The sequence below is a fragment of the Micavibrio sp. TMED2 genome (assembly GCA_002168225.1).
In the GTDB taxonomy this organism is placed as follows: domain Bacteria; phylum Pseudomonadota; class Alphaproteobacteria; order TMED2; family TMED2; genus TMED2.
The window spans coordinates 1840449-1863024 of record NHBH01000001.1 but is presented as its reverse complement, the minus strand read 5'-3'; the positions used below and the strand labels follow the sequence as shown (position 1 = coordinate 1863024).

Annotated in this window: 30 protein-coding genes; 12 read left to right on the top strand and 18 right to left on the bottom strand. The window is 56.6% G+C overall.

The features are described 5' to 3' along the window. Window positions 1-116 precede the first annotated feature (116 nt). The 12 genes from CBB62_08895 (at window position 117) to CBB62_08840 (ending at window position 12757) form a co-directional block, all read left to right on the top strand. Window positions 117-956: a hypothetical protein gene (locus CBB62_08895; protein ID OUT42382.1), complete on the top strand. Its 840-nt coding sequence runs from the start codon at window positions 117-119 to the stop codon at window positions 954-956. A gap of 168 nt (window positions 957-1124) precedes the next feature. After that, the gene (locus CBB62_08890) at window positions 1125-2267 is read left to right on the top strand and encodes a hypothetical protein (protein OUT42718.1); all 1143 of its coding nucleotides are present in this window, start codon (window positions 1125-1127) and stop codon (window positions 2265-2267) included. A 60-nt stretch (window positions 2268-2327) separates the two neighbouring features. Next, on the top strand, window positions 2328-3323 hold the full coding sequence (locus CBB62_08885; GenBank protein ID OUT42381.1) for a hypothetical protein: 996 nt from the start codon (window positions 2328-2330) through the stop codon (window positions 3321-3323). 61 nt (window positions 3324-3384) lie between these two features. Next, on the top strand, window positions 3385-4536 hold the full coding sequence (locus tag CBB62_08880) for a D-alanyl-D-alanine carboxypeptidase (GenBank protein OUT42380.1): 1152 nt from the start codon (window positions 3385-3387) through the stop codon (window positions 4534-4536). Between the two features lies 1 nt (window position 4537). Further along, a complete protein-coding gene (locus CBB62_08875) occupies window positions 4538-5203 on the top strand; it encodes a dTMP kinase (protein OUT42379.1) in 666 nt (221 codons plus the stop codon). Further along, on the top strand, window positions 5173-6234 hold the full coding sequence (locus tag CBB62_08870; GenBank protein OUT42378.1) for a hypothetical protein: 1062 nt from the start codon (window positions 5173-5175) through the stop codon (window positions 6232-6234). The genes CBB62_08875 and CBB62_08870 overlap by 31 nt, the downstream gene beginning before the upstream one ends. An 18-nt stretch (window positions 6235-6252) precedes the next feature. After that, window positions 6253-7824 carry a methionine--tRNA ligase gene (locus tag CBB62_08865; GenBank protein OUT42377.1) on the top strand — a complete coding sequence of 524 codons (1572 nt, stop codon included), beginning with the start codon at window positions 6253-6255 and terminating at the stop codon, window positions 7822-7824. A 20-nt stretch (window positions 7825-7844) separates the two neighbouring features. After that, window positions 7845-8621 (top strand): LuxR family transcriptional regulator, encoded by a 777-nt coding sequence (locus tag CBB62_08860; protein ID OUT42376.1) that lies wholly within the window; start codon window positions 7845-7847, stop codon window positions 8619-8621. After that, a complete protein-coding gene (locus CBB62_08855) occupies window positions 8621-9436 on the top strand; it encodes a hypothetical protein (protein OUT42375.1) in 816 nt (271 codons plus the stop codon). The genes CBB62_08860 and CBB62_08855 overlap by 1 nt, the downstream gene beginning before the upstream one ends. A 9-nt stretch (window positions 9437-9445) precedes the next feature. Then, entirely contained in the window at window positions 9446-11503 is a 2058-nt protein-coding gene (locus tag CBB62_08850; GenBank protein OUT42374.1) for a DNA helicase RecQ, read from the top strand. Window positions 11504-11563: 60 nt separating this feature from the next. Continuing rightward, complete coding sequence (locus CBB62_08845) at window positions 11564-12127, top strand: hypothetical protein (protein ID OUT42373.1); 564 nt, start codon at window positions 11564-11566, stop codon at window positions 12125-12127. 168 nt (window positions 12128-12295) lie between these two features. Continuing rightward, the gene (locus CBB62_08840; GenBank protein OUT42372.1) at window positions 12296-12757 is read left to right on the top strand and encodes a hypothetical protein; all 462 of its coding nucleotides are present in this window, start codon (window positions 12296-12298) and stop codon (window positions 12755-12757) included. A 133-nt stretch (window positions 12758-12890) separates the two neighbouring features. On the opposite strand, the gene CBB62_08835 is transcribed toward CBB62_08840, so the two are convergent. From CBB62_08835 to CBB62_08750, 18 genes are all read right to left on the bottom strand, one after another. Then, the gene (locus tag CBB62_08835) at window positions 12891-13208 is read right to left on the bottom strand and encodes a hypothetical protein (GenBank protein OUT42371.1); all 318 of its coding nucleotides are present in this window, start codon (window positions 13206-13208) and stop codon (window positions 12891-12893) included. 67 nt (window positions 13209-13275) lie between these two features. Then, a complete protein-coding gene (locus CBB62_08830) occupies window positions 13276-13512 on the bottom strand; it encodes a hypothetical protein (protein ID OUT42370.1) in 237 nt (78 codons plus the stop codon). Further along, a complete protein-coding gene (locus CBB62_08825; protein ID OUT42369.1) occupies window positions 13505-13708 on the bottom strand; it encodes a hypothetical protein in 204 nt (67 codons plus the stop codon). Before CBB62_08825 ends, CBB62_08830 begins: the two co-directional genes overlap by 8 nt. A gap of 157 nt (window positions 13709-13865) precedes the next feature. Next, on the bottom strand, window positions 13866-14366 hold the full coding sequence (locus CBB62_08820; protein OUT42368.1) for a hypothetical protein: 501 nt from the start codon (window positions 14364-14366) through the stop codon (window positions 13866-13868). Continuing rightward, window positions 14366-14560, bottom strand: coding sequence for a hypothetical protein (locus CBB62_08815; protein ID OUT42367.1), 195 nt, complete (start codon window positions 14558-14560; stop codon window positions 14366-14368). Before CBB62_08815 ends, CBB62_08820 begins: the two co-directional genes overlap by 1 nt. Further along, a complete protein-coding gene (locus CBB62_08810; GenBank protein ID OUT42366.1) occupies window positions 14560-14865 on the bottom strand; it encodes a hypothetical protein in 306 nt (101 codons plus the stop codon). The genes CBB62_08815 and CBB62_08810 overlap by 1 nt, the downstream gene beginning before the upstream one ends. Continuing rightward, a complete protein-coding gene (locus tag CBB62_08805) occupies window positions 14865-15524 on the bottom strand; it encodes a hypothetical protein (protein ID OUT42365.1) in 660 nt (219 codons plus the stop codon). Before CBB62_08805 ends, CBB62_08810 begins: the two co-directional genes overlap by 1 nt. Continuing rightward, the gene (locus CBB62_08800; GenBank protein ID OUT42364.1) at window positions 15525-16097 is read right to left on the bottom strand and encodes a hypothetical protein; all 573 of its coding nucleotides are present in this window, start codon (window positions 16095-16097) and stop codon (window positions 15525-15527) included. It abuts the gene before it with no gap. Further along, window positions 16097-16507, bottom strand: a complete 411-nt coding sequence (locus tag CBB62_08795) for a hypothetical protein (GenBank protein ID OUT42363.1) — start codon at window positions 16505-16507, stop codon at window positions 16097-16099. The genes CBB62_08800 and CBB62_08795 overlap by 1 nt, the downstream gene beginning before the upstream one ends. Continuing rightward, window positions 16504-16824: a hypothetical protein gene (locus CBB62_08790; protein ID OUT42362.1), complete on the bottom strand. Its 321-nt coding sequence runs from the start codon at window positions 16822-16824 to the stop codon at window positions 16504-16506. The genes CBB62_08795 and CBB62_08790 overlap by 4 nt, the downstream gene beginning before the upstream one ends. A gap of 16 nt (window positions 16825-16840) precedes the next feature. Next, a complete protein-coding gene (locus CBB62_08785; GenBank protein ID OUT42361.1) occupies window positions 16841-17083 on the bottom strand; it encodes a hypothetical protein in 243 nt (80 codons plus the stop codon). A 9-nt stretch (window positions 17084-17092) separates the two neighbouring features. Then, a complete protein-coding gene (locus CBB62_08780; protein ID OUT42360.1) occupies window positions 17093-17902 on the bottom strand; it encodes a hypothetical protein in 810 nt (269 codons plus the stop codon). 341 nt (window positions 17903-18243) lie between these two features. Further along, window positions 18244-18882, bottom strand: coding sequence for a hypothetical protein (locus tag CBB62_08775; protein ID OUT42359.1), 639 nt, complete (start codon window positions 18880-18882; stop codon window positions 18244-18246). Further along, complete coding sequence (locus CBB62_08770; GenBank protein ID OUT42358.1) at window positions 18866-19468, bottom strand: hypothetical protein; 603 nt, start codon at window positions 19466-19468, stop codon at window positions 18866-18868. Before CBB62_08770 ends, CBB62_08775 begins: the two co-directional genes overlap by 17 nt. Window positions 19469-19812: 344 nt before the next feature. Beyond that, complete coding sequence (locus tag CBB62_08765; GenBank protein OUT42357.1) at window positions 19813-20949, bottom strand: hypothetical protein; 1137 nt, start codon at window positions 20947-20949, stop codon at window positions 19813-19815. A 68-nt stretch (window positions 20950-21017) separates the two neighbouring features. Next, a complete protein-coding gene (locus CBB62_08760) occupies window positions 21018-21509 on the bottom strand; it encodes a hypothetical protein (GenBank protein OUT42356.1) in 492 nt (163 codons plus the stop codon). After that, a complete protein-coding gene (locus CBB62_08755) occupies window positions 21509-21769 on the bottom strand; it encodes a hypothetical protein (GenBank protein ID OUT42355.1) in 261 nt (86 codons plus the stop codon). Before CBB62_08755 ends, CBB62_08760 begins: the two co-directional genes overlap by 1 nt. A gap of 165 nt (window positions 21770-21934) precedes the next feature. Next, window positions 21935-22333 (bottom strand): hypothetical protein, encoded by a 399-nt coding sequence (locus CBB62_08750; GenBank protein ID OUT42354.1) that lies wholly within the window; start codon window positions 22331-22333, stop codon window positions 21935-21937. Window positions 22334-22576: the final 243 nt, after the last annotated feature.

The following is a 22576-nucleotide window of genomic DNA, read 5'->3' as shown; positions in this document are numbered from 1 at the left end:
TGGCGAGTGTAATAACAACTCCGTTTCGCTTTGGCGAGAGTCTAAGTTATGAATTTGCCATCAAAATTTTCCACACCGGTCATCTGACCAACATTTTTCCCGTTTAAGAGCATTTCATGACGTTCATCAGCAAGCTTGCCGAACTTGTCATTCTCCCCAGTATCCTGCTGGTTTTGCTGGGTATCATCGGCATTTTGTTGATCCGTAAATCACCGGAGACGGGGCGGAGCATGGTGCTTGGCAGCCTGCTTGGTCTCCTCGTCTGTGGATTGCTGCCGGTTGGGGAAACCATGGTGCGACCGTTGGAAAACCGTTTCGAGCGACCCGACTCAGACATGCTGGCGACCATGCACGGTGCCATTCTGCTGGGTGGTGTTGTTCAGGGCAGCATCATGAAGGACCGCAATGTTCTGGCCCTGAATGGCGCTGCCGAACGGTTGGTGGAGTTTGACCGGCTGGCCTTGCGCGATCCCAACCTGCCGCTGGTGATTTCCGGCGGTTCCGGCTCGCTCTGGGATCAGCAGGCCGAGGCACCGTTGATTCGCGACTGGCTGACCTCGGTAGGGGTGCCGAAGCACCGGATACTTGTTGAATCGACCTCGCGCAATACATGGGAAAATGCCCATGCGTCGCTCAGCATGCTGAACGAGCATCTGGATCTGAATGTGCCCAGAAGCCTGCTGATCGTCACCTCGGCAGCCCATATGCCGCGCGCCATCGGCAGTTTTCGTCAGGCGGCCAGTGATCTCGGTTATGAGCAGCTGGAGTTCTTTGCCTGGCCGGTGGATTATCGCAGTACCCCGGTAACGGTGTTGCGAATACAGCGCTTGGGTGACGGGTTGAGCAATCTCGATCAGGCATTTCGTGAATGGCTTGCCCTCACGGCCTATTTTTTATTCGGTCGCACGGCAGAATGGCTGCCGGGACCATACGGGACAGCGCCGACGCAATCCTGAGCTAAACAGGGGCTTTACTTCATGCCATCAGCATCACCCGGCCGGCTTTTTACGGCATCCGCACTGGCCACCTTGCTGACACTGGCGACAGCACCGATTGCATTGGCACAGGGGGCTGAAGAGATAGACCCGGTGCGCAAGCCGCTGGTGGTGCCACCGGGCACCATGATGGCGACACCAATCCCCAACCCGCCAACCGGCGCGGATAGGGGCAGGCCTACGGTCACCCCGCCTGTCTCCAAACCGGCAGCGCAGCCATCGCCACAACCCACGGCAAAGCCTGAACCAACAACCGCCGCATCACCCGTGCCAAAGCCACGCCCGGAGCAGGGGGCGGAACAAGAGGCAACAGAGCAGGGGACCATTGCCGTTCCTGCGCCAAAACCGGAAACCGAACTGGCCGGATTTGCCAAATGGGTCAATGGCTTCAAGGTGGATACTGCCAAGACTGGCAAATTCACCGCTGAGTTTCTCGATACGGCATTGACCAATGTTCGGTTTATTCCGCGCGTGATCGAACTCGACCGTCGCCAGCCGGAATCGACCCTGACCCATGCGACCTATCTCGACCGGGTTGTCGGTGCCGTGCGCATTCGTGAAGGCCGCGAGAACTTCCGGGAGAACCGCGATGCCCTGATGGCGGTCGAGGCGAAATATGGCGTACCAGCCGAGGTGATCACAGCACTTTGGGGTATTGAGACCAGCTATGGCCAGATCACCGGCGGCTTCCGGGTGCTGGATGCGCTCGCCAGCCTTGCCTATGAGGGCCGCAGACGGGAGTTCTTCCAGACCGAGCTGGTCAATCTCCTGACCATCATCAGGGAGGAAGAGCGCTCGCCGGATGATTTTCAGGGATCATGGGCCGGTGCCATGGGCCAAAGCCAGTTCATGCCCTCGAGCTTTCTGGCCTATGCCGTCGATCATGATGGCGATGGCAAGCGCGATATCTGGGGCACAAAGGCAGACGTTTTTGCCTCGGCCGCCAATTATCTCAAGCAATCCGGCTGGAAAGCCGATGAGCGCTGGGGCCGACAGGTGACCTTGCCTGCGGGCTTTGATCGCGCACTGGTGGATGGCAAGACCGTAAAGCCGCTGACCGCATGGCAAGAGCTCGGGCTGCGGCTCCAGAATGGTGCTGATTTGCCGACCGCAGGAACCGATTTCACCGCCCGGTTGATCCAGCCGGACGGGCGCGGGGGACCGGCCTTTCTGGTCTATGGCAATTACGATGTCATCCTGCGCTGGAACCGATCCAACTATTTTGCCACAGCGGTCGGAATACTCTCCGACAGGATCGCTGAAGAGCGGTAATTCGCCGTTTTTTGTCCTAAACTGCCACCCATCATTATCGCGAGCATCGGGGTTGGCTTCATGGCATTGGCATTATGCGCGGCACGTATTCTGTCCAGGGTTCGAAATATCTGTCTGCTGGGTGCCGTTCTGGCGCTCCCGGCCTGTGCCGAAACCAGTTTTGTCAGCCAGATGGCCAAAGGCGTGCCGATTGATCTCGGCCCGGAAGTGGCCGCTCTCGGCAATCTCGCACATCCCCATCGTGGTGGCCGGTACAAGGTCGGTCTGCCCTATACGATCAAGGGCATTACCTATCGTCCCGAGGTTGATTATTCATACAACAAGGTCGGCATTGCCTCATGGTACGGCCCCGGCTTTGACGGCAAGCTGACTGCCAATGGCGAGGTCTATGATCAGGATCTGCTGACCGCGGCGCACAAGACCCTGCCGATGCCCAGTCTGGCCCGGGTGACCAATCTGGAGAATGGTCGCTCGGTCGTTGTCCGGGTGAATGATCGCGGTCCCTTTGCCCCGGGGCGGATCATCGATATGTCCGAGCGCGGTGCCAAGCTGCTCGGTTTCCACAAGAACGGCATTACCAAGGTCCGGGTGCAGATACTGGCCGAGGAGAGCAAGATACTCGCTGCCGCCGCCAAGGGCGAGCCGGTGCCACGCTATACCGGCATGCAGCCGCATAAACTTGCCCTGTTGCCAGCACCGCCAGTGCCCAACCGCAAACCGCGCCTGATGATGGCGCCGACCGTGCCAGAGGTGCAGCTCGCCACTGCCGTGCTGAGAAACGAGCCGCCTGCCATTGAAATTCCACGTTTTGGCGATAGTTCAAACGCAGGCGGGCTGTATATCCAGCTTGCCGCCTTCCAGAACCCGGACAATGCCGACCGTGCCCGCCGTTCCGTCAGTCATCTCGGCCCAGCCGCCGTCTATCGTGCCGATGTCTCCGGCGATACCTTCTATCGTCTGCGCCTCGGACCGTTTGTTGATCCAAATGACGCAGATCGTTTACTTGCCCAGGTGGTGCAGGCAGGCTATCCCGGTGCAAGGATCACCGCCGACTGATTAACCGGTCTGTTCACCAATACCCGCCCCAACCAAGTCCGAAACCGAGCCGATTTCATTCATGTTTGCCAAACGCTCAACCGCCTCACTGTTTTCCGCCGTCTGTGCCGCCGCCATTCTGTCGATGGCCGCATCGCCGGTGTCGGCCCAAACGATCCAGACCGATGCCAGAGAGGCCATCGTTCTGGACCATGCCACAGGCCGTATTCTGCTAGAGAAGGCTTCAGACACCCGGATGCCGACCGCATCCATGAGCAAACTTGCCACCATGTATATGGTGTTTGAGGCGATCGAAAACGGTCGACTGCAGCTTGATGACGAGTTGCCGGTCAGTGAGAAAGCCTGGAGCAAGGGCGGCTCCAAGATGTTTGTTGAGGTCGGCAGTTCCGTATCGGTTTCCGACCTGATCCGCGGCGTGATCGTTCAGTCCGGCAATGATGCGACGATTGTGCTGGCGGAAGCGCTCGGCGGTACCGAGGATGCCTTCGCGCAGTCCATGACCCGGCGCATGCATGAGATCGGCATGACCAGCTCCAACTTCATGAATGCCAGCGGCTGGCCCGACCCCGAGCACTATTCAACCGCCCGCGATCTCTCGACCCTGGCGCGTCACCTGATTGATGATTTTCCGGAATTCTATCCGATCTATTCCGAGTTGGAATTTACCTATAACGGGATCAAACAGGGTAACCGCAATCCGCTGCTCTATCGCAATATCGGTGCCGATGGACTGAAAACCGGCCATACGGAAGAGGCGGGATACGGGCTGGTGGCATCGGCCAAGCGCAATGACCGGCGGATCGTGCTGGTCGTCAGCGGTCTTGATAGTATGCAGGCCCGTGCCGATGAGAGTGCCAAGCTGCTCGAATGGGCCTTCGCCAATTTTGACAATTACCGGATCTATGAGCCGGGCAGCACTGTTTATGAACTGCCAGTCTGGCTCGGTGCCGATGCGCGGGTGCCGCTGGTGCTTGAGGATGAGGTGCAGGTCACCCTGTCCATGGCCGAGAAGGGCAGCCTTTCCGCCCACATTGAAGCAACCCAACCGGCACCGGCACCGGTCAATGCCGGGGATATCCTCGGCCAGCTGGTTGTCTCAATCGACGGTCAGGAAACAAAATACCCGTTGCGGGCGGGCAAGGATGTGGCGCAACTTGATTTTGCAGGCCGTGTTGAGGCGGCACTGACCCACATCGTATTCGGGAGTCAATGAGTTGAGTACCAGTTTCGGCAAACCGTCATCGGGCATTTTCATTACCGTCGAGGGCGGGGATGGTGCCGGAAAAAGCACGCAGGTCAAACGGTTGGCCGAGCATCTTGAAACTCTCGACATGCCGCTTACCATCACCCGCGAGCCGGGCGGTGTCGGTAATGCCGAGAAAATCCGCGACTTCTTCCTCAACCATGATGGCGCGCCATGGGAATCATGGACCGAGGCTTTCCTGATCGCCGCCGCCCGTCGTGAGCATGTGGCCCAGCTGATCCGACCCAAGCTGATGGAAGGCGGCATCGTTCTGTGTGACCGGTTTTCCGACAGTACGCTGGCCTATCAGGGCTATGGCCGCGGCTTGCCGATGTATGATCTGAGCCGTCTCGTTGAAATGGCGGAGCAGGGGGTCACACCCGACCTGACCATTGTGCTCGACATCGACCCGGCGATTGCCAAGGAGCGGATCGCCCAGCGCGGCGCGGCAACATCGTCATTCGAAGGTGCAGGGGCGGCCTTCCAGAGCCGTATCCGTCAGGCCTATCTCGACTTCGCCCGGGAAGATTCCTACCGCTACCGGGTTATTGATGCCGGTCGGTCGGAAGCAGAGGTTGCGGCTGACATTCGTTCTGTTACTGATACATTCATCAGCGAACGTCAGGCCATCGCCTGAGAGCCGAAAGCACGATCATCGTGACAGACACCATTGATGGTACCGATATTCCGCATCCTGCGGACCAGCAGGCATTGTTTGGCCACAGCGCTGCCGAACGGACATTACTGTCATCCATGGCCGGAAACCGGTTGCACCATGCCTGGCTGATCTCGGGCCTGCAGGGGTTGGGCAAGGCCACGCTGGCCTATCGGCTGGCCCGGTTTCTGCTGACCCATGGTCAGGGTAATCTCGGTACTGCTGCCCAGTCGTCCGACGATCTGAACAGCCATATAAACCAGTCTGTTAAGGCACGCATTTCAGCCCGCAGCCATGGTGACCTGCTGGCAATCGAGCGGGCCTATGACGAGAAGCGTCAGCGCTACAAGGAAGAGCTGACCATTGACCAGATCAGGCAGATACCGCCCTTCCTGCAGAGCACGTCCGCTGAGGGCGGCTGGCGCATGGTGATCATTGATGGCGCCGATGCCATGAACCGTTCCGCCCAGAACGCCATCCTCAAGGGGCTGGAAGAGCCGCCGAACAAGACCCTGATTGCACTGGTTGCCGAACGGCCCGAACGCCTGTTGCCAACCATCCGTTCACGCTGTCGCGATCTGCCACTGGCCCCTCTGGGGAATACAGACATGGCGGCGGCACTCGAACACCTGCTGGGCAGCCAGACATCAGCGGCAGAGCGTGAGCGGCTGACAGAACTCGCCGATGGTCGCCCGGGAGCTGCGGTCCAGCTCTGGCAGGCCGATGTGGATGCGCTCTGGCAGGATATTCAGGCGGCACTTGCGCCCGACGCCAGCAGTGAACGGCACCGGGTTGCCGCCACCATTGGCGCGGATCAACTGCGCTGGCAGTATTTTGGTGATTTGATGCGACGCTGGCTGCGCGGATTGCTTGAAAGCAATGGCCGGGTTGATCCGGTATTCAGCATGTGGGACAAGACCAATCAGCAACTGGCCGATGCGGAAATACGCAATCTGGACCGCAAGCTCGTTACCTTACAAATTCTCGAGAGCGCGAGCCGTCTTCGCCTCTAACCATTCTGGATTTATTCAATGAAACCGGCATATTACATCACGACCCCGATCTATTATGTGAATGACAAGCCACATATCGGCCATGCCTATACCACGCTTGCCTGCGATGTGCTCGCCCGGTTCAAGCGGCTCGATGGTTATGACGTGATGTTCCTGACCGGCACTGATGAACATGGCCAGAAGGTACAGAAATCGGCTGAAAAGGCAGGTATCGACCCGCAAAGCTTTACCGATCAGGTCAGCCAGAACTTCCGCGACCTCACCGAATTGCTGAATTACTCCAATGACGACTTCATCCGCACAACCGAAGAACGGCATCGGGAGTCCTGTCAGGCCCTGTGGCGCAAGCTGGTAGAGAAAGGGGATATTTATCTCGGTTCCTATGCCGGTTGGTATGCCGTGCGTGACGAGGCCTATTATCAGGAAGACGAACTGACCAACGGCCCGGATGGCAAGAAGATCGCCCCGTCCGGCGCGGAATGTGAGTGGGTTGAGGAATCCAGCTATTTCTTCCGTCTGTCGGCCTGGCAGGAACGCCTGTTGGCATTTTACGAGGCTAACCCGGATTTCATCCGCCCGACCGCCCGGCGCAATGAGGTGCTGAGCTTCGTCAAGGGCGGCCTCAAGGATCTGTCGATCTCCCGGACCACCTTCGATTGGGGCGTGCCGGTGCCGGATACCGGTGATGGCGCCCATGAAGGCCATATCATGTATGTCTGGCTCGATGCCCTGACCAATTACATCACCGCGCTCGGCTATCCGAATGTGGATGCCGAGAAGTATCAGCGTTTCTGGCCAGCTGATGTGCATATGGTGGGCAAGGATATCCTGCGCTTTCACGCCGTTTACTGGCCGGCCTTCCTGATGGCAGCTGAGCTTGACCCGCCGAAGAGCGTCTTCGCCCATGGCTGGTGGACGATTGAAGGGCAGAAAATGTCCAAGTCTCTGGGCAATGTGATCGCGCCGTCCGAACTCGTCGCCCGCTATGGTCTCGACCAGACCCGCTATTTCCTGATGCGCGAAGTGCCGTTCGGCAATGATGGCGACTTCTCCGCCCGCGCCATGGTTGGCCGGGCCAATGGCGATCTTGCCAACGATATCGGCAATCTGGCGCAGCGGGTGCTGTCCATGGTCAACAAGAACTGTGATGGCGCCGTGCCGGAGCCTGGCCCGTTCACCGATGCTGACAAGGCCCTTTTGAAGAAAACCGACCGGCTGCTCGACGGTGTGCGTCAGGAACTGGACGCGCAATCATTCCACAAGGCATTAGAACTGATCTGGCAGGTTGTCGGCGACGCCAACCGTTACGTCGATGATCAGGCCCCGTGGACGTTGAAGAAAACCGACCCGCCACGCATGGGCACCGTGTTGTATGTGCTGGCCGAGGTGATCCGTAACCTGTTCATCCTGATCCAGCCATTTGTGCCGGATTCCAGCGCCAAGCTGCTGGTACAGCTGGGTTATGACGGTGTGGTCGGCTTCGACCAACTGGGTGAGGGCGGACGCCTCAAGCCCGGTACGCCGATTGACAAGCCCGTGCCGATCTTCCCGCGCCTCGAACTGGAAGAAGCAGAAGCCGTAAGTGCCTGACAGAAAACAGGATCAGAGCCGTGCTGATTGACAGCCATTGCCATCTCGACTTTCCCGATTTTGCCACCGATGGGCTGGATACGGTTCTCGACCGTGCCCGCGCTGCCGGTGTACATCGGTTTCTCACCATCTCGACCCGCCTGACCACGGTGGACAAGCTGTTTGCCATTGCCGGGGCGCATGAGGATGTGTCCTGCACCATTGGCGTACATCCGCATAATGTCGCTGAACAGGGCGTTGCCAGTGTCGAAACGCTGGTCGAACTGGCCGGTAAGCCAAATGTCATCGGCATCGGCGAGAGCGGCCTTGATTACTTCTATGACAAGAGCCCGCGGGACGAACAGGCGGAGAGTTTCCGCAATCACTGCCGGGCCTGTGTTGAAACCGATCTGCCACTCGTCGTCCATGCCCGTGACGCCGATGAGGACGTGGCGACGATCCTGAAAGAAGAGAGCCAGGGCGGCAAGTTACGCGGTATTCTTCACTGCTTTTCCAGTGGCCGCGGTCTGGCTGAAGCCGGGCTGGAATTAGGCTTCTATATCTCGCTTTCCGGTATCCTGACCTTCAAGAAGTCCGAGGAACTGCGCGCCATTGCCCGTGATGTGCCGATGGACCGCCTGCTGGTTGAAACCGATGCGCCGTATCTTGCGCCCACACCCTATCGGGGCAAACGGAACGAGCCGTCCTTTGTTGTCGAAACCGCCAAGGTTCTGGCTGCCGAAAAAGGTGTGACGCTTGAGGAAATCGGCGCGCAAACCACAGAAAACTTCAATCGCCTGTTCAAGATAGCGGCCTGATGACCCAAACCAACACGCCAGCAAATGACCGGTTGCGCGTGACGGTGCTGGGCTGTGGCGGTTCCCTTGGGGTGCCGGTGATCGGCAATGACTGGGGCTGCTGCAATCCCGATAACCCGCGCAATCGCCGGAGCCGGGCGTCGATCATGATGGAGGGGCAGGGCACCCGCCTGCTGGTCGATACGCCGCCGGATATCCGGTCCCAGCTGTTGCGGGAGAATATCGACCGTTTCGATGCCTTGCTCTTCACCCACCACCATGCCGATCACACCAATGGCCTTGATGATCTGCGCCCGGTGTCATGGAAAAACGGCAAACCGATTGATGTTTATGCCCACCCGGAAACCCTGACCGATCTGGAAGCCAGATTTTCATATATATTCAAAGCGTTGCAGAACACTGATGAGAAACCGCTCTACCGGCCATTCATGTCCGTGCATCATCTCGCCGCGACCCAGCAGATCGGCAATCTGACTGTACAGGCCTTTGAGCAGGATCATCACACCTGCATCTCCATGGGCTTTCGGGTTGGTGGCTTTGCCTATTCAACCGATCTGGTCCGCCTCGACGACAATGCCTTCCGCGTGCTGGAAGGCGTTGATACCTGGATTGTCGATTGTACCCGTCGCGAGCCGTTTCCGTCCCATGCCCACATGGATCTGACGCTGGAATGGATCGAACGGGTCAAGCCACGCCGGGCGTTTCTAACCCATATGAATTTCACCATGGATTATGACGCCATCGATGCCGAGACCCCTGATCATGTAAAGCCGGCTTATGATGGGCTGTCATTTGACGTCAGCCTGAGTGAGTAAGGTGCTGTTTTGACAGATATATCAACAGTCAGAACGATCCTGAAGACGGTCTTCGGCTATGAGGATTTTCGCCCCGGTCAGGAAGAGATCGTCAGCGCCATTCTGGCCGGTGAGGATGTGCTTGCCATCATGCCGACCGGCGGCGGCAAGTCGCTCTGTTATCAACTGCCGGCACTGGCCCGTGACGGGCTGACCGTCGTTATCTCGCCGCTCATCGCCCTGATGCGCGATCAGGTAGCCGCCCTGCAACTGGCCGGGGTTGAGGCGGGGGCACTGACCTCCAGCAATACACCGGAAGAGAATGCCGCCGTAATGAGTGGGATAGAGCAGGGAACCCTGAAGCTGCTCTATCTGGCGCCGGAACGGCTCGGCTCGGCCATGGGGTTATTGCGACGGGCAGGGGTGTCGTTTCTGGCGGTGGATGAGGCCCATTGTGTCAGCCAGTGGGGTCATGATTTCCGCCCGGATTACCTGAAAATTGGTGAATTGCGCGATACGCTCGAAAACGTGCAGATTGCCGCTTTCACTGCCACTGCCGACCGCGCCACACAGGCGGAAATCATCGGCAAGCTGTTCCCGACCCAGCCCAGCACCTTCCTGCGCGGTTTTGACCGGCCAAATATCTTCATCAGTTTCGAGCCAAAGAACCGGCCACGCGATCAGTTGCTGAGCTATGCCAAGGCCCGGCGCGGCCAGTCCGGCATTGTCTATGCCATCTCTAGAAACAAGACAGAAACCCTCGCCAAGGCATTGAATGATATTGGTATTACCGCCTTGCCATATCATGCCGGTCTGGACAATGAGACCCGCGCCCTGCATCAGGAGCGGTTCCAGCGTGAGGATGGTATTGTCATCTGCGGCACCATTGCGTTTGGCATGGGGATCGACAAGCCCGATGTGCGCTATGTCATCCATGCTGATCTGCCGAAGTCGGTTGAGGCCTATTATCAGGAAATCGGCCGGGCCGGGCGCGATGGTGAACCATCGGAAGCCATGACCCTGTTCGGGATTGATGACATCAAGATCAGGCGGGCACAGATTGATGAGAGCCTCGCCGACGACTCTATAAAGCGCATTGAACATCAGCGTCTTAATGCGCTTCTCTCATTGGCCGAAGCACCACGATGCCGCCGTCAGATACTGCTCGGGTATTTCGACGAAGTGCTGGCCGAGCCTTGCGGTAACTGTGATCTGTGCAAGAAGCCACCAGAGCTGTTTGATGGCACGGTTGCCGTCCAGAAGGCACTGTCTGCGATCAAACGCACCAGCGAACGCTTTGGTGCCAACCATCTGATCGCGGTACTGCTCGGCGAAGACAATGAGCGTATCCGGTCGCTTGGCCATGACAAACTCTCGGTTTATGGCGTTGGCACGGAACATACGTCACAGGAATGGCACGGCATCCTACGCCAGCTATATGGGCTTGGGCTGGCGGCGCTTGGTTCTCATGGTGACTGGCAGCTGACCGAGGCCGGTTGGGAGGTCATGCGCGGCAACCGCACGGTTCAGCTGCGCAAGGACACGATCCGGCGCAAGACTGAAAGCAATAGCAGCAACGTCAAGGCATTGCTGGAAGATGCTGACGAACCACTGTTTTCAGCACTCAAGGTTGTGCGCAGGCGATTGGCGGAAGCCCAGAAAGTACCGGCCTATGTGATCTTCCCGGACCGGACATTGCTGGAAATGGTGCAGATCAAGCCGCAGACACTGGATGATATGGCGCTTTGCCACGGTATCGGGCTAAAGAAGCTTGAACGCTACGGCAGGGAGTTTCTGCCGGTGTTTATCAATGCGCCGGTGCTGCAGCCGGAAAAACGCCGGCTGAAGGCGGCTGCCAATGGTGAGGGCGCCACATTTGACGCCCTGATCGCGGCCCAGCTCGATCTGCAATACGGGCCTGCTGGCACCGATAAACCGCTGTTATGCAACCGGTCCGCCATCGCCCGGATTATTGAGCGACAGCCGAAGAATATTACCGAACTTGCCGCTATATCCGGTGTTGGCGAGGCAAAGGCTGCGCGATTTGGAGAGCTTTTCCTTGAAATCCTTAACAACAATGGTCACTGATTCACTTAAGTATATGCTGCCGAGGAGCAGGGTCTTGTGAATGAATAGTACGACGTGAGCATGATTATGGAACCAGTCAGGAAGAAGATGTATCGCGCGGACGGGGTACTATTTTTGGCGGCGGCCTGTTGCTGGTTCTTGGCATTTCGGGCTCTGGTCCGGATTGACGCGATTTATTCGGGTGACCCATTGGTTGCCTACAGCATGGCTGAGGATATGGGGGTGCCACTTGCTGGCGCTCTGACGCTGGCGTTTTTTCTAGGCATGATTTTGTCATATCATGAGATGGATGATACGACGTATTTGCTGGTCTTGACTGCTATCATTTTTATCTTTGGATTCGGGTTTTTAGCCACAGACATTGGAAAATTATTGGTTCCAAGTCACCAGTCAGAATTGGCCGGGTATCTTGAATGTGCGACGAGCCGGCCTGATGACAAACCAGATACTGAGAAAGATGAGGACAGCATATTTGATATTGTTGTTGTAGCCAGAGACATGAGTATCTGTGAGGCCTTTCGCGTCTCAATTGCCGACAAACGCATCAGTACCGAGCGTTTTGCCTATAAAATCGATTTCTCAGATGTTGAGGCGTTCAAAAAAGTGCTTAGCCAGGGCTCATGAAAGCTAGCATCTCTATATATTAGATTTTCCATAATATATATTATCATTCTTTACTTGTTATGCTGTCCGGTCATAACTGACATGCAAAATCAATAGGTTAAAAGTTATCCGCAGCGCTGCATATGACACACCCCTAGAAAACCATAGCATTATCAGGGAGTTAATTTCATGGATCAGCCATTACTTGACCACGTCATTCAAAGTGCAGATTTGCACCAGTTGGAAACACTCCACAAAAAATATCGCGCCATCGCTGACGATCTAGGCCGCCGCATTACCAAAATCACTGAAAAGACCGAATCAGCGCGCCGATTGCGCAGCCGTCGCCAGATGGAAATGAACAACGAACGCGCAACAAAGGTGCTTGAACACCAGCACCGGACTGGCTGCACACGCCTGCAAGCGTGCCAGCACGTTGCCAGCGAGACCGGCGATACGCCAGAACGCCTTATGACCCTCGCCCGCCTGCGTTGGCGACCGTGGAAACAAGCGCAGATGATCCGACGCCGCGAGAATGTGGGCCGATATGCCAAGCTGGGGCTGTCGAATTATGAGATTGCCCGGATGCTCGATCTATCGACAACCACGGTCGCAAAGGATCTGGCAGAGTACAAAAAAAGGGCCGGCTGAATGCCGACCCTCTCTTTTTTGATGGATCCATCAAATTACCGACGCTTGCGGGCCTTCACCACGCGTCCGCCCTTGGCATACCGATAGCCTTTTTTCAGCCGACCATTGGCCTTAACACCTTTTGCCATGTGTCCTACCTCGTTGCGGCGGCGATGATGATCAATCCCACGATTGCCGCCACGATCATGGAATTGTTTTGTCCTGGCACCGGTGGTTTCGGCGCTGGCACCGGTGGATAATCCACCAAATTACCCTCGGTTATATCGATCCGCAGCGGCTCGGATGATCCGCCCGGCACAATCTGGTTATTCAGCGTGACCAGCTGCATGGTGGCCCAATCGCGAAACACCGGCTCGATCGGGCTTGTGTAGTCAATCTCACCATCCGGTTCCCATGTCGCATGCTGGCCAAGAACTTCATCGACCAGCACACGGCGAGAAAATGGGTCCATCCATCCCCAAGGGCTTGTTATAAGCCCCTGCCCTGACGGAAACCGGTTGGCAGAATTGACGGCCATATCAGCGCTTCCGCTCACCCATGAACATGGAGACCAGACCGCCAATCAGCCCGAGCAAGCCAATGGTGATCCCTTGGCTGTCAGGTGACACGGCAATCGCCTGACCGGCACCCTCAATGGCTTGCGCCACCGCATCAGCTTCGCGGATTTTGAACATTTCGCCGAGACCATAGGTAACGGCAGCAAGCCCGGCATAGGTGCTAGGCTCGGAAAAACGGTCTTTGATCTTATCAAACATCAATCTGTTCCTTTTTGACTTCCAGAATGGTCAGGCGGTTGCTGTGATCGTTGATCACGTTGGCAACCGTGTCGAGCCGGGTTGTGATCCGGCCCAATTCCTTGGTTATGGTGCGCAGCATGGCCGAGCCGTAGACGATCCCGGCCACAATCGCGGTATCTGTCGGGGTTGCTATCAGGCTCGCCAGATCGATCATCACAGCACCTTTTTGTAGACGTAATACGCGCCGCCGATCAGCGCCGCGCCGATTGCCATAGTGCCGAGACCGGGGCCGCCACCCTCGGGCGGGCTGACGGCATCACTGACGGTGTCTTTGACGAACTCCCAAGCGATAATGCCGCCGAGAATTGGAATTATGGGCATAGCTGTTCCTTTGCTGCCTGATACTTGCGCCAATGGTTTTGCGTCTGGCTGTTGGAATTACCCGGACCGCCGTTGTAGCTCTCGACAATCCATTGTTCCGACCGCCGCTGGTTACCGTAGAACGACAGCCAGCGGACGAATGCCGCGCCAAAATAGATCGACACCACGGGCCGTTGCAGATCATCCGGTGAATATCGGCGATAGCCCATATCATTGAACAACCAGCGCGCCGTCGAGGGCAGCACCTGCAGCAAGCCTTTGCTGCCCTCGCCTAGATGCGGTTCAAACCGGTATGCGTCCGGCCGGAAATTGCTTTCGATTGCCGCCATGGCAACAATCATGCAGGGATCGACTTGCCAGCCCTCCCCGGCAATCACAGCATCGGCCAGCGTATGCACTTCCTCCGCTGTCATGGGCTTGGTGCCCGAGCGCATGGCCAGCGCCAGCAACCCGCCTACTGCGGCTATGGTGATAGCTTGCCGGGTATCCATCACAACACCCCGGGCGGCACATACACGCCATTTTCGTCAACCTCCACATCAGCCGGGGCCGGGACCGTCAACGGTGTTTCCGTCACGCTTTCCGAGCCATCATCAAACATGACAGTGACCCGCTTGCAGCCGTTCGGATAGGCCGCATGGCCGACCGGGAAAACCTGAGTATTTTTGCCGATTTTTTCTGCCATCAAAGCACCTTGTAGACGCATTCAGCGTCCCCGTTGAAAGTCACGTAATAGCCGGGCGGCACATAAATTGGCATTGCCAGCCCCTGCCCGTAACTGGTTGACGTAACGCCATAATCAGCAACCTGATTATCGTCAGGATCAAACATTCGCATGTAGATGCGGAAACAGGCTGCATAGATGATGAAGCCGCCCGTATTGTCAGCCCCGGCCACCGGTGTCAGAAGGCCAGTGGAATTGCCGGAACTGAGATCATCAGAGACCGTAAACGGCCCAGCGCCGAGCGTGCCGGTAACGCCATAATTCATCACGCATCCTCCCAATACATACGGCTGATAGACAGATCAGCGGCAACACCGATTGCATGGATGCAATACAGATCAGTACCGCCCGGCAGGGTTGCCGAGGCACCAGCCGGAACGTGCAGGCCATTCTTGTTGCCAGCGGTCATGCTGGCATCGCCAATGCGCACCGGGCCGCTACCCAAATTCTGAACCACGACAGCCGTAAAAATGTTTGTGCTGGCACCCTTCGGGCTAACAAACGTCAGGACGCCAGACGGGACGGAAACAGCGCCACAAACCAGCTTTTCCTGAGCGTGGCCGACAATCACCTTGTCGCTGTTCGGCCCGACCACTTTGCCCTCGACCGCCACCGGATCAGTTTCATCATTAGTGATCAGGGCCGTCACCTCGCCAGACTGGCGGTCATCGCTGACCCGATCATCGCCATAGATGAAGGTAATGGTTTGCTCTGTGGCGCCATTGACCAGCGACAGCGTGCGAATCTCCTGCCCGTTTTCGGCATAAACCGTTCGCCCAGACAGCGCATCGATTTTGCCGCCGCCGTCAATGCCGAATTTGCAGGCATAATTTACGGTTACGAAACGGATATGCTTGCCGCTGATCGGCCATTCCAGCGCCTCATTGGCGGCAAGCGTGATTTCCTGTTGCTGAATTTCAGCCATCTAAAAGCCCTTTCGGATCAGGAACGCACCGGCACCAATCACGGCCAGCGTGACAATGGTGCTGTTGATGCGGTCAAAATTGCGCTCGTTTTCGGTTGCGTTCGCCGTGGTCAAATTGTCCGCGAACTGATTTGCGTACTCGCCTGCCCCCGAAAACGCGCTTTCCTGCGCCTCGCGAATTTGGCTCAAGCCATCGGCAACGAAATCGCCAAGCCACTGAAAATTCTGCTCGACCTGCTCGAATGATGAATTGGCAACCGTGGTCGCCAGTGCGAAGCCGTCTTCCGAATTGTCACTGGCAAAGCTGATAATCTGCTCATCGCGCTTTGACTGCGCTTTGATCCGGTCACGCTCGGCACGTTCCGCCGCCTTCGCCTTCTCAATGTCCGCCGCCGCCGATGCCACAACGGCGATATTTGCCGTTTCCAGCGCGCCAGCATCAGCCGCCGTGATCGACACCGTGCCGCCCCGGCTGGCGCTTACGCTGCCATCAGCCAGCGCAATTCGCTCGTCTGCGATATTGGTGGTGGTGGTGGTAGTCTGCGCCTGACTACTGGAGGATTTTCCCGACATTACTGAATAACCTTCGCAAATTCGGTCAATCCATCCTGACCGTTAAAAACAACCTCATAACCTTGGTCCTGATAAAGCCGTTTCAGCCCGGGCCGGGTTGTGTTCATGCCCATGCGGTTGCAACCCTGTGTTCGTCCCCACTGCTCGACCATCGCAAGCCATGTGGCGGCATATTCGAAGCCAGCATCACCGCCCAAGGCCGAGACCCATAACGAATGGCCAATGACCTCATAGGCCCATGTCAGCACCCTCTGGCCATCCATGAACCCGCCTAGCAGCCGACAAGTGCCATCAGCAATTTCCGGGTCATAGTAATTCGGGGGAAAACCAGCCGTCATAGCCGACTTTGCCAAGTGCGCCTTGGCGGTCTCGTCCATGACAACCGGCCTTAACACCAGATCAACCATCATCGCCTCGCCAGCATGACCAAACCAGCAACCACCACAGCAGCAATCAGAACCACATCATTGCTTGCTGTCGCTGGCCGGGACGTTGCCGAACCGGATGCGCTGGGGTCGGAATTGACGCCGTCAGCCGTGTTTCCATCGCCCTGAATGAACGGGGCATTGTATGGAATGCTGACAATGTCACTGGACGACTGCGGCCCGGTGCTGCTGGTGGCGGTTCCCCCGGTAAAGCCGGGAATTGGCAAGCCACCACCTAGCGGCAATGAAAGCAGGTCAAGGGGGTTGGTTCGCACGTTGGTTTTATCCGGGGTTTTCTTCATGCCCCGCCCCCCTTGCCTATCGCCGGATCAGGAGCAATGCCGCAATCGCCGCGCCACCAATGAGGATATAATTCATGGTCGCTTGTGATTGCTGCGCCTGAACAGCGGTTGAATAGTCAATGGCTGGCTGCTGGGATTGTGCCTGAAAGGCCAGATCGCCCTGATTACTGACCTGCTCATAGTCAAGCCAACGATCAAACAGACCTGTTACAGTGCTGAAAGCACTATCCCACCAGTTACCACCAGATTGCTGTTCCATGGTCGCCCCCTATCGGGTTGCCGGGCCGATTTGCTCCGCGATGATCGGAATATTCCCAGCGCCGCTGGTCGTAATGACCAGATCGAAGTTGGTAACGTTCCGGCCATTGACCACAGTGCCAATCAGATCGCCGAGCCGGTGATCAGGAGCGTTCGAGACAACAAAAACGTTGCTCGGGACGGTTCGCTCATAGAGCGCATAAATGTCGTCCAGATCAGCGGCAGCTGCCTCAAAAATAACATCCTGATCCCGGCGAACCTTCACGCCGGTAACAAGGCTTGAGAACAGGTAGAGCGCCTCAAAACCATCATCCAGCGGCAGGGTGTTGTAAACAAAGTCACCCGAACCGGCAGACGTCGCGGTATAGCGGCGGAATTTGCGGATCGGGCCGATATTGCGGATCAGCTTCCGGGCCTCAAAATGCGGCACCAGCGTCGGGTTGGTAACGCCAGCGGCGATATCAACTTCAATCTGTGCGGTGTTCACATTGGCCAGTGACAGGGCCATCTGGTCTTTCGCCTGACGGGTTGCCGCCTTCGGATTACTCATGAACAGGTTCAGATAACCATCAACAAGGGTGTGACCCTTCCACTGGTTGATTGCCAGCATTTCAGCCGCCGTGACTTCCCACATGATCACGCCATTGATTTTCAGGCGGATGCGCTCAAGATTCGCCATAGTCGCAGCGTCGGCAAGGTCGCCGTCTTCTGCATAGACCAGAGAAACCCGGTGGTAAGTGTAATTTTTGGGCAATTCCAGAACCGCAGTAGAGCCAGCGGCTACATTGCGGAATGACGGCCCAATAATTCGTTCTGCCATCTAATTGGCCTCCCGGTTATTAGGCGTCAAAGCCAGAGATTGCGTTTTTGACAAAGTCATTGTCACGAAGTGCATTCATCGCAACGCCTGCGATAAAGACACCAAGAGCCGTCAGAAGGACGGTTTTAGGAGCGGAGCCGAGTTTCATTGTGTTTGCCCATTGAAAAACTTGCGCATTATTACGGCCACGATCACGCCGGAAATAACGCTGGTTAAGATTGCTTGTGAATTGATCGCGTTTGTCATGGGCTAGACATTGACAAGCGAAACTTGATTTTTAACCCCAAAAAAAAGCCCGCCATTGGAAGCAATCCCAATGGCGGAGCATGTTTTTTTCACTGTCAGATGGCCGGATTGTGACCTTTTTGCACCCCTTCGGGACGCCATAACAGGTAATTATGGTCTTTTTGATTTGCCAATTCGTTGGCATGACCATCGCCGATGAAGGTCGTTATTGCCTTCTGGTCGTCTTTATTGGTCAGCGGAAATATCACGAACTCGGAACAGTTGCCGCGATAGTCCTTTGACACCAGCGATGGCCGTTGCGTGATCAGGGCCATTTCAATGCCACGATGACGGCCCTGCAATGTCAGCTTCTGCATTGCCCGCTGACCGGCTTTAAGGCCAGTGACCGGGAACGCAATGTTCGCTTCATCGACAATGAATGTCAGACGCCGTTTCAGGCCATTGCCATAGGGTGCTTGTACCTGCCAGAGCAATTCAGCCAGCCGGTGGCACTCCGCCAGCATGTCGGCATCAGGATCGGGCACGAATGACACTTTGAACCCACTGCGCCAACGGTTACGCAACCACTGTTTTACGTCCAATAGATTGCGTAATTGCGGCAAGTGATATTCACCCATCGGATCGAATACCACCACTGCACGCCGGTCCGGATCATTGACAAGCCGCTTGGCATAGGTCGATTTGCCCGAGCCGCGACGCCCGACAATCAGCTTACATTCAGGCTGTGAAGTCATCGCCAAACCCTCCTGAATTATTGCCCGCCGCGTGAGCCGGGACGGGTTTTGGCTTGGCCTTGGGCTTTCGCTTTGCCTTGACCTCGCCAGCAACCGCCCGGGCTGTCGGGATCGCGAACGCGCCGATTGTCACGGTCCGTTGCAGCCAGACAGATTGAGGCTCGATCAGCCAGCGCATTGACGGGGTCTCATATGCGATTTCCCACAATGTCGCGAATGCTGGTTGTGCTGTATCACGCTCCGCCGCCTGTGCCAGCGTTTCAAGCCCGGTTGCACCACCTGCAAAAGCAAAGGTGCCAGCCATCATCTGGCAAAATTCGTCCTGGCTTAGAACAGTCTCGCCGGATTGAATGTCCAGCTTGCCGGTTTTACCACCGGGCAAATCCTCAGGGGCAATGGCTTCCTCGTCAACGGTGAACTCGTCAAAGTGACCGTCACTAACATCACCATCAATCGTCGAATACGATGCGTTCGAGGAGTGATTTTGCGGATCGGAGTTGCTTGTCTGGTGCTGTGTTTCCGGTTCCGTCGCCGGTGCCGGTTTCGGCACTTGTAGCAGTGCCGGTTTCTTCGTTTCGTCGCTCATTTTTTTGCGCCTTTTCCATTTGGTCTAACAGGTCTCGGCTGTTGCGTGGTCCAAATGTGTGACGCGCCTTGCAGGCTTTATCTTCGATCTCGGCATTGCAGTGATACATGACATATCCCTTTGCCGTTTCCCGAAAATAGACCCTTGCACCGCAGTCATGGCATTGCCCGATTGCGGATAGTTTTGTCATTCTCCCTTCCCTTCTAGCGCAGTCATACGCTGTTCAATGTTTTCAATGGCTTGGAGCGTTCGCCCCAATAGTGCCGGTGCCAATGCAATCGCATTCATTGGCGTCAGCTTCTCCGCTGCCTCTTTAATGGCCAGAATATTAGCCCTGTCGTCAGTCATGCGTGATGCTCCTGCTGGTAAAATTCGTCAGTAATGGAAAGCCGCCTTTTGGCGCGTTGCCGTCGCCGGTTCCAATCTGACTGGTTGAGCGCAGCGTTATTGATTTTCTGCGCTAGGGTTTGTGCCAATGTCGGCACATCATCTGTCTGGCAGACCTCGGATAGAGAAGCCGCCAAACCGACAATCAAGGTCTCATAGGTTTCTTGCAGCACCCGGCGCTTGCCGCTCACGATCCGGCCCGGGACGATGCCGCACAATTCGCCATTGGTAATGGCCATCAGGCGGCTATGCGCTTCATGCCAAAATTCGTGTGTCGCCCAGCGGCTGACATTCTGACCGGTCTTAATGCCAATGATGCGATAGGCTTCCATGGTCATTTTGACGAAGTCAGGCAGCACCGCATCCAATTCGGCCCATGTCTTCACATTCAGCTGCTCGGACAGGTAGCGCTTGCCTGCCCTGATCTCGACCCGCCAAACCGGGTTTTCGCTGCTGTTTTCGTCACGATCCAAGCCCCACACATCAAACCAGTGCAGGTTGCGCTTTATTTTGGCCTCGCGCCGCTTGTTGTAGATGCAGATTTGCCGCCCGGGCATCTTACCGAGCGTTATGCTATCGACCCTGCGCGCCCGGCGATGCACATTCATATCGCCATGATCAGACTGCGTTGATTGAGCCGGGCTGATAATGTTCTCGGGCTGCAATTCAAAGCCCGGCAACATCAGATCAACACACAGATCAACTCGGCCGATGCTCTCCTGCATGACCGTTGCCCCCATGGCTTCGAGCCGCTCATAAATACGGGCTTTGACACCCTCATAACCGTACAAAACCAATGCCTTGGCCTTCACACTTACGCGCAAATTCCATTCTTTCCGATTAACCGAATGCTTGACGAACCATGTTTCGCCATCATCGCCAGTATCGAGGCGATAGGCATAGCCGCCCTTTGCGCCGGTCTCGGCAACGCTGCACTCGGTTTTACCGAGCCAGATCAGGGCTGGCAGCATGTCGGTTTGCGCGCGCTCTTTTGCCGTCTCTAGCGCGGCCAATCCTTCGGCATTGAGAGCGCCCATGAAGGCCACTTCCAAATTATCAACACCGGAATAAAGGCATTTGATTTCGCTGGTCATTTTGCTGTTTTCTTGTGGCTGGTAATTGAACGGGGGGGTGTTACAAGCTCCCCCCCCGTTTTGACTGATTACTCGCGGCAAAGGCACTTGCTTGGGCGCATCCAGCACGGGTGATCCATGGGCGAGGCCGCACGCTCGGCACATGGCCCGAAGCACTGGTCAATATCGACACAACCGCCATGCCCATACTGGTCAGTCAGGGCCATTTCGAGGATAAGCAGATCGACCGCCCATTGAGCGATAAAGCCGACGCCATCCACATCACGCGGGCCGCTTTCGATTTGCGCGGCCATGTACCCGGCAACAAGCATCTGCCGATGCTCTCCGGCATGGCAAAGCGCATCGCCGATGCCCTCACCTGCGCGCCATAATTCAACGCCGCGCCAATAGGTTGCCTGCAATTCTTCATTTCTCGCGGCAATGTCTTCATCCACGAAAAAACCGCCGCAGCGACCGCCCCAATTCTCGGCGCAATCGCATTTCGGCGGTTCATTATCCGTGGTGCTGCGGAACACAGCACCACGGATCGGTTGCAGGAATTTGCTGCACTGTTGGAACATCAGGTGACGAGACGAAAATTGTTGTCGCCAATGATCCGGCGAATGCCACCGGCAATAATGTTCGCATCAGCCAGCAATTCGACTTTGCCCGTTGCGACAAACTCAAATGGCAGAGGCAGCACCTTGCAGAGCATCCGCAGCCGGGTATCGCATTCCAAATCGCCCCATTCCTTGCAATGATTGCCAATCTGATCAATGTAGCCAGCATCGACATTTGAGTAGGCTACTATCTGCGTCGTACTCAAACCGCTTGCACACATAGCGACTAACAGCCGAGCGCCGAGGACAAACTCAGAAAGATGAGCGCTGATTTCTTCAAGCATAGAAGCAATGTCATGATCTCCGGTATCGCTAGAAACCGAACGAATACAATCAAGTATTTCTGCGACTGCGATTTTGTTAAATTCGACCATATCAATGGCTCCTTAGAATGGGTTGTGATCGTCAAGGGCTTGTTCGGCACTGGCCTTGCCCATTTCCAGCGTCCAGTCAGGCAGCAACGCGCCGTCTTCATCGACCTGCGGGAAGGCAAACATGGTCATGTCGCCGGATTTCAGCTTGAAACGGAGCGTCAGATATTTGCCGCCCGGGATCGTGTCTGGCTCGCGCTCGTCATTGAGCCACGCAACACCAGCATCGACCCAACGCGACCGGCCATTGCGGGGCTGGATCAGATAGCCAATGGTGAAATCAGGGCTGCTATCCTGACGCTTGGCCCGGGGCTGAAGGATGATAGCGCCGTCCAGATCGAAATTGACCACGCGGCCCTCATAGGCGACGCCGTCACGGGTGCTTTCACGCACGTATGAATGTTCAATTTGCATGTGTTTGCTCTCTTGATAATGGTTCACTGCTCCGCGCCCCTTCGGGGCTTGGGGTGTTTTTTTAGGTTTGGGTGAGGGCCGGTTTTTTCACCGAACCCCCACCTTCACCGCTTTGCGTTTGGCGTCCATGAGCCTCACCGCAAACCCCCGGGTATTTTGGTCACCACACCTCACCCGGGCTAAACCCGGTCCCGGGTGAAGGGGGCAGACTCACCGCCCGCCCCCTTCGGTGGTGTGAACCAC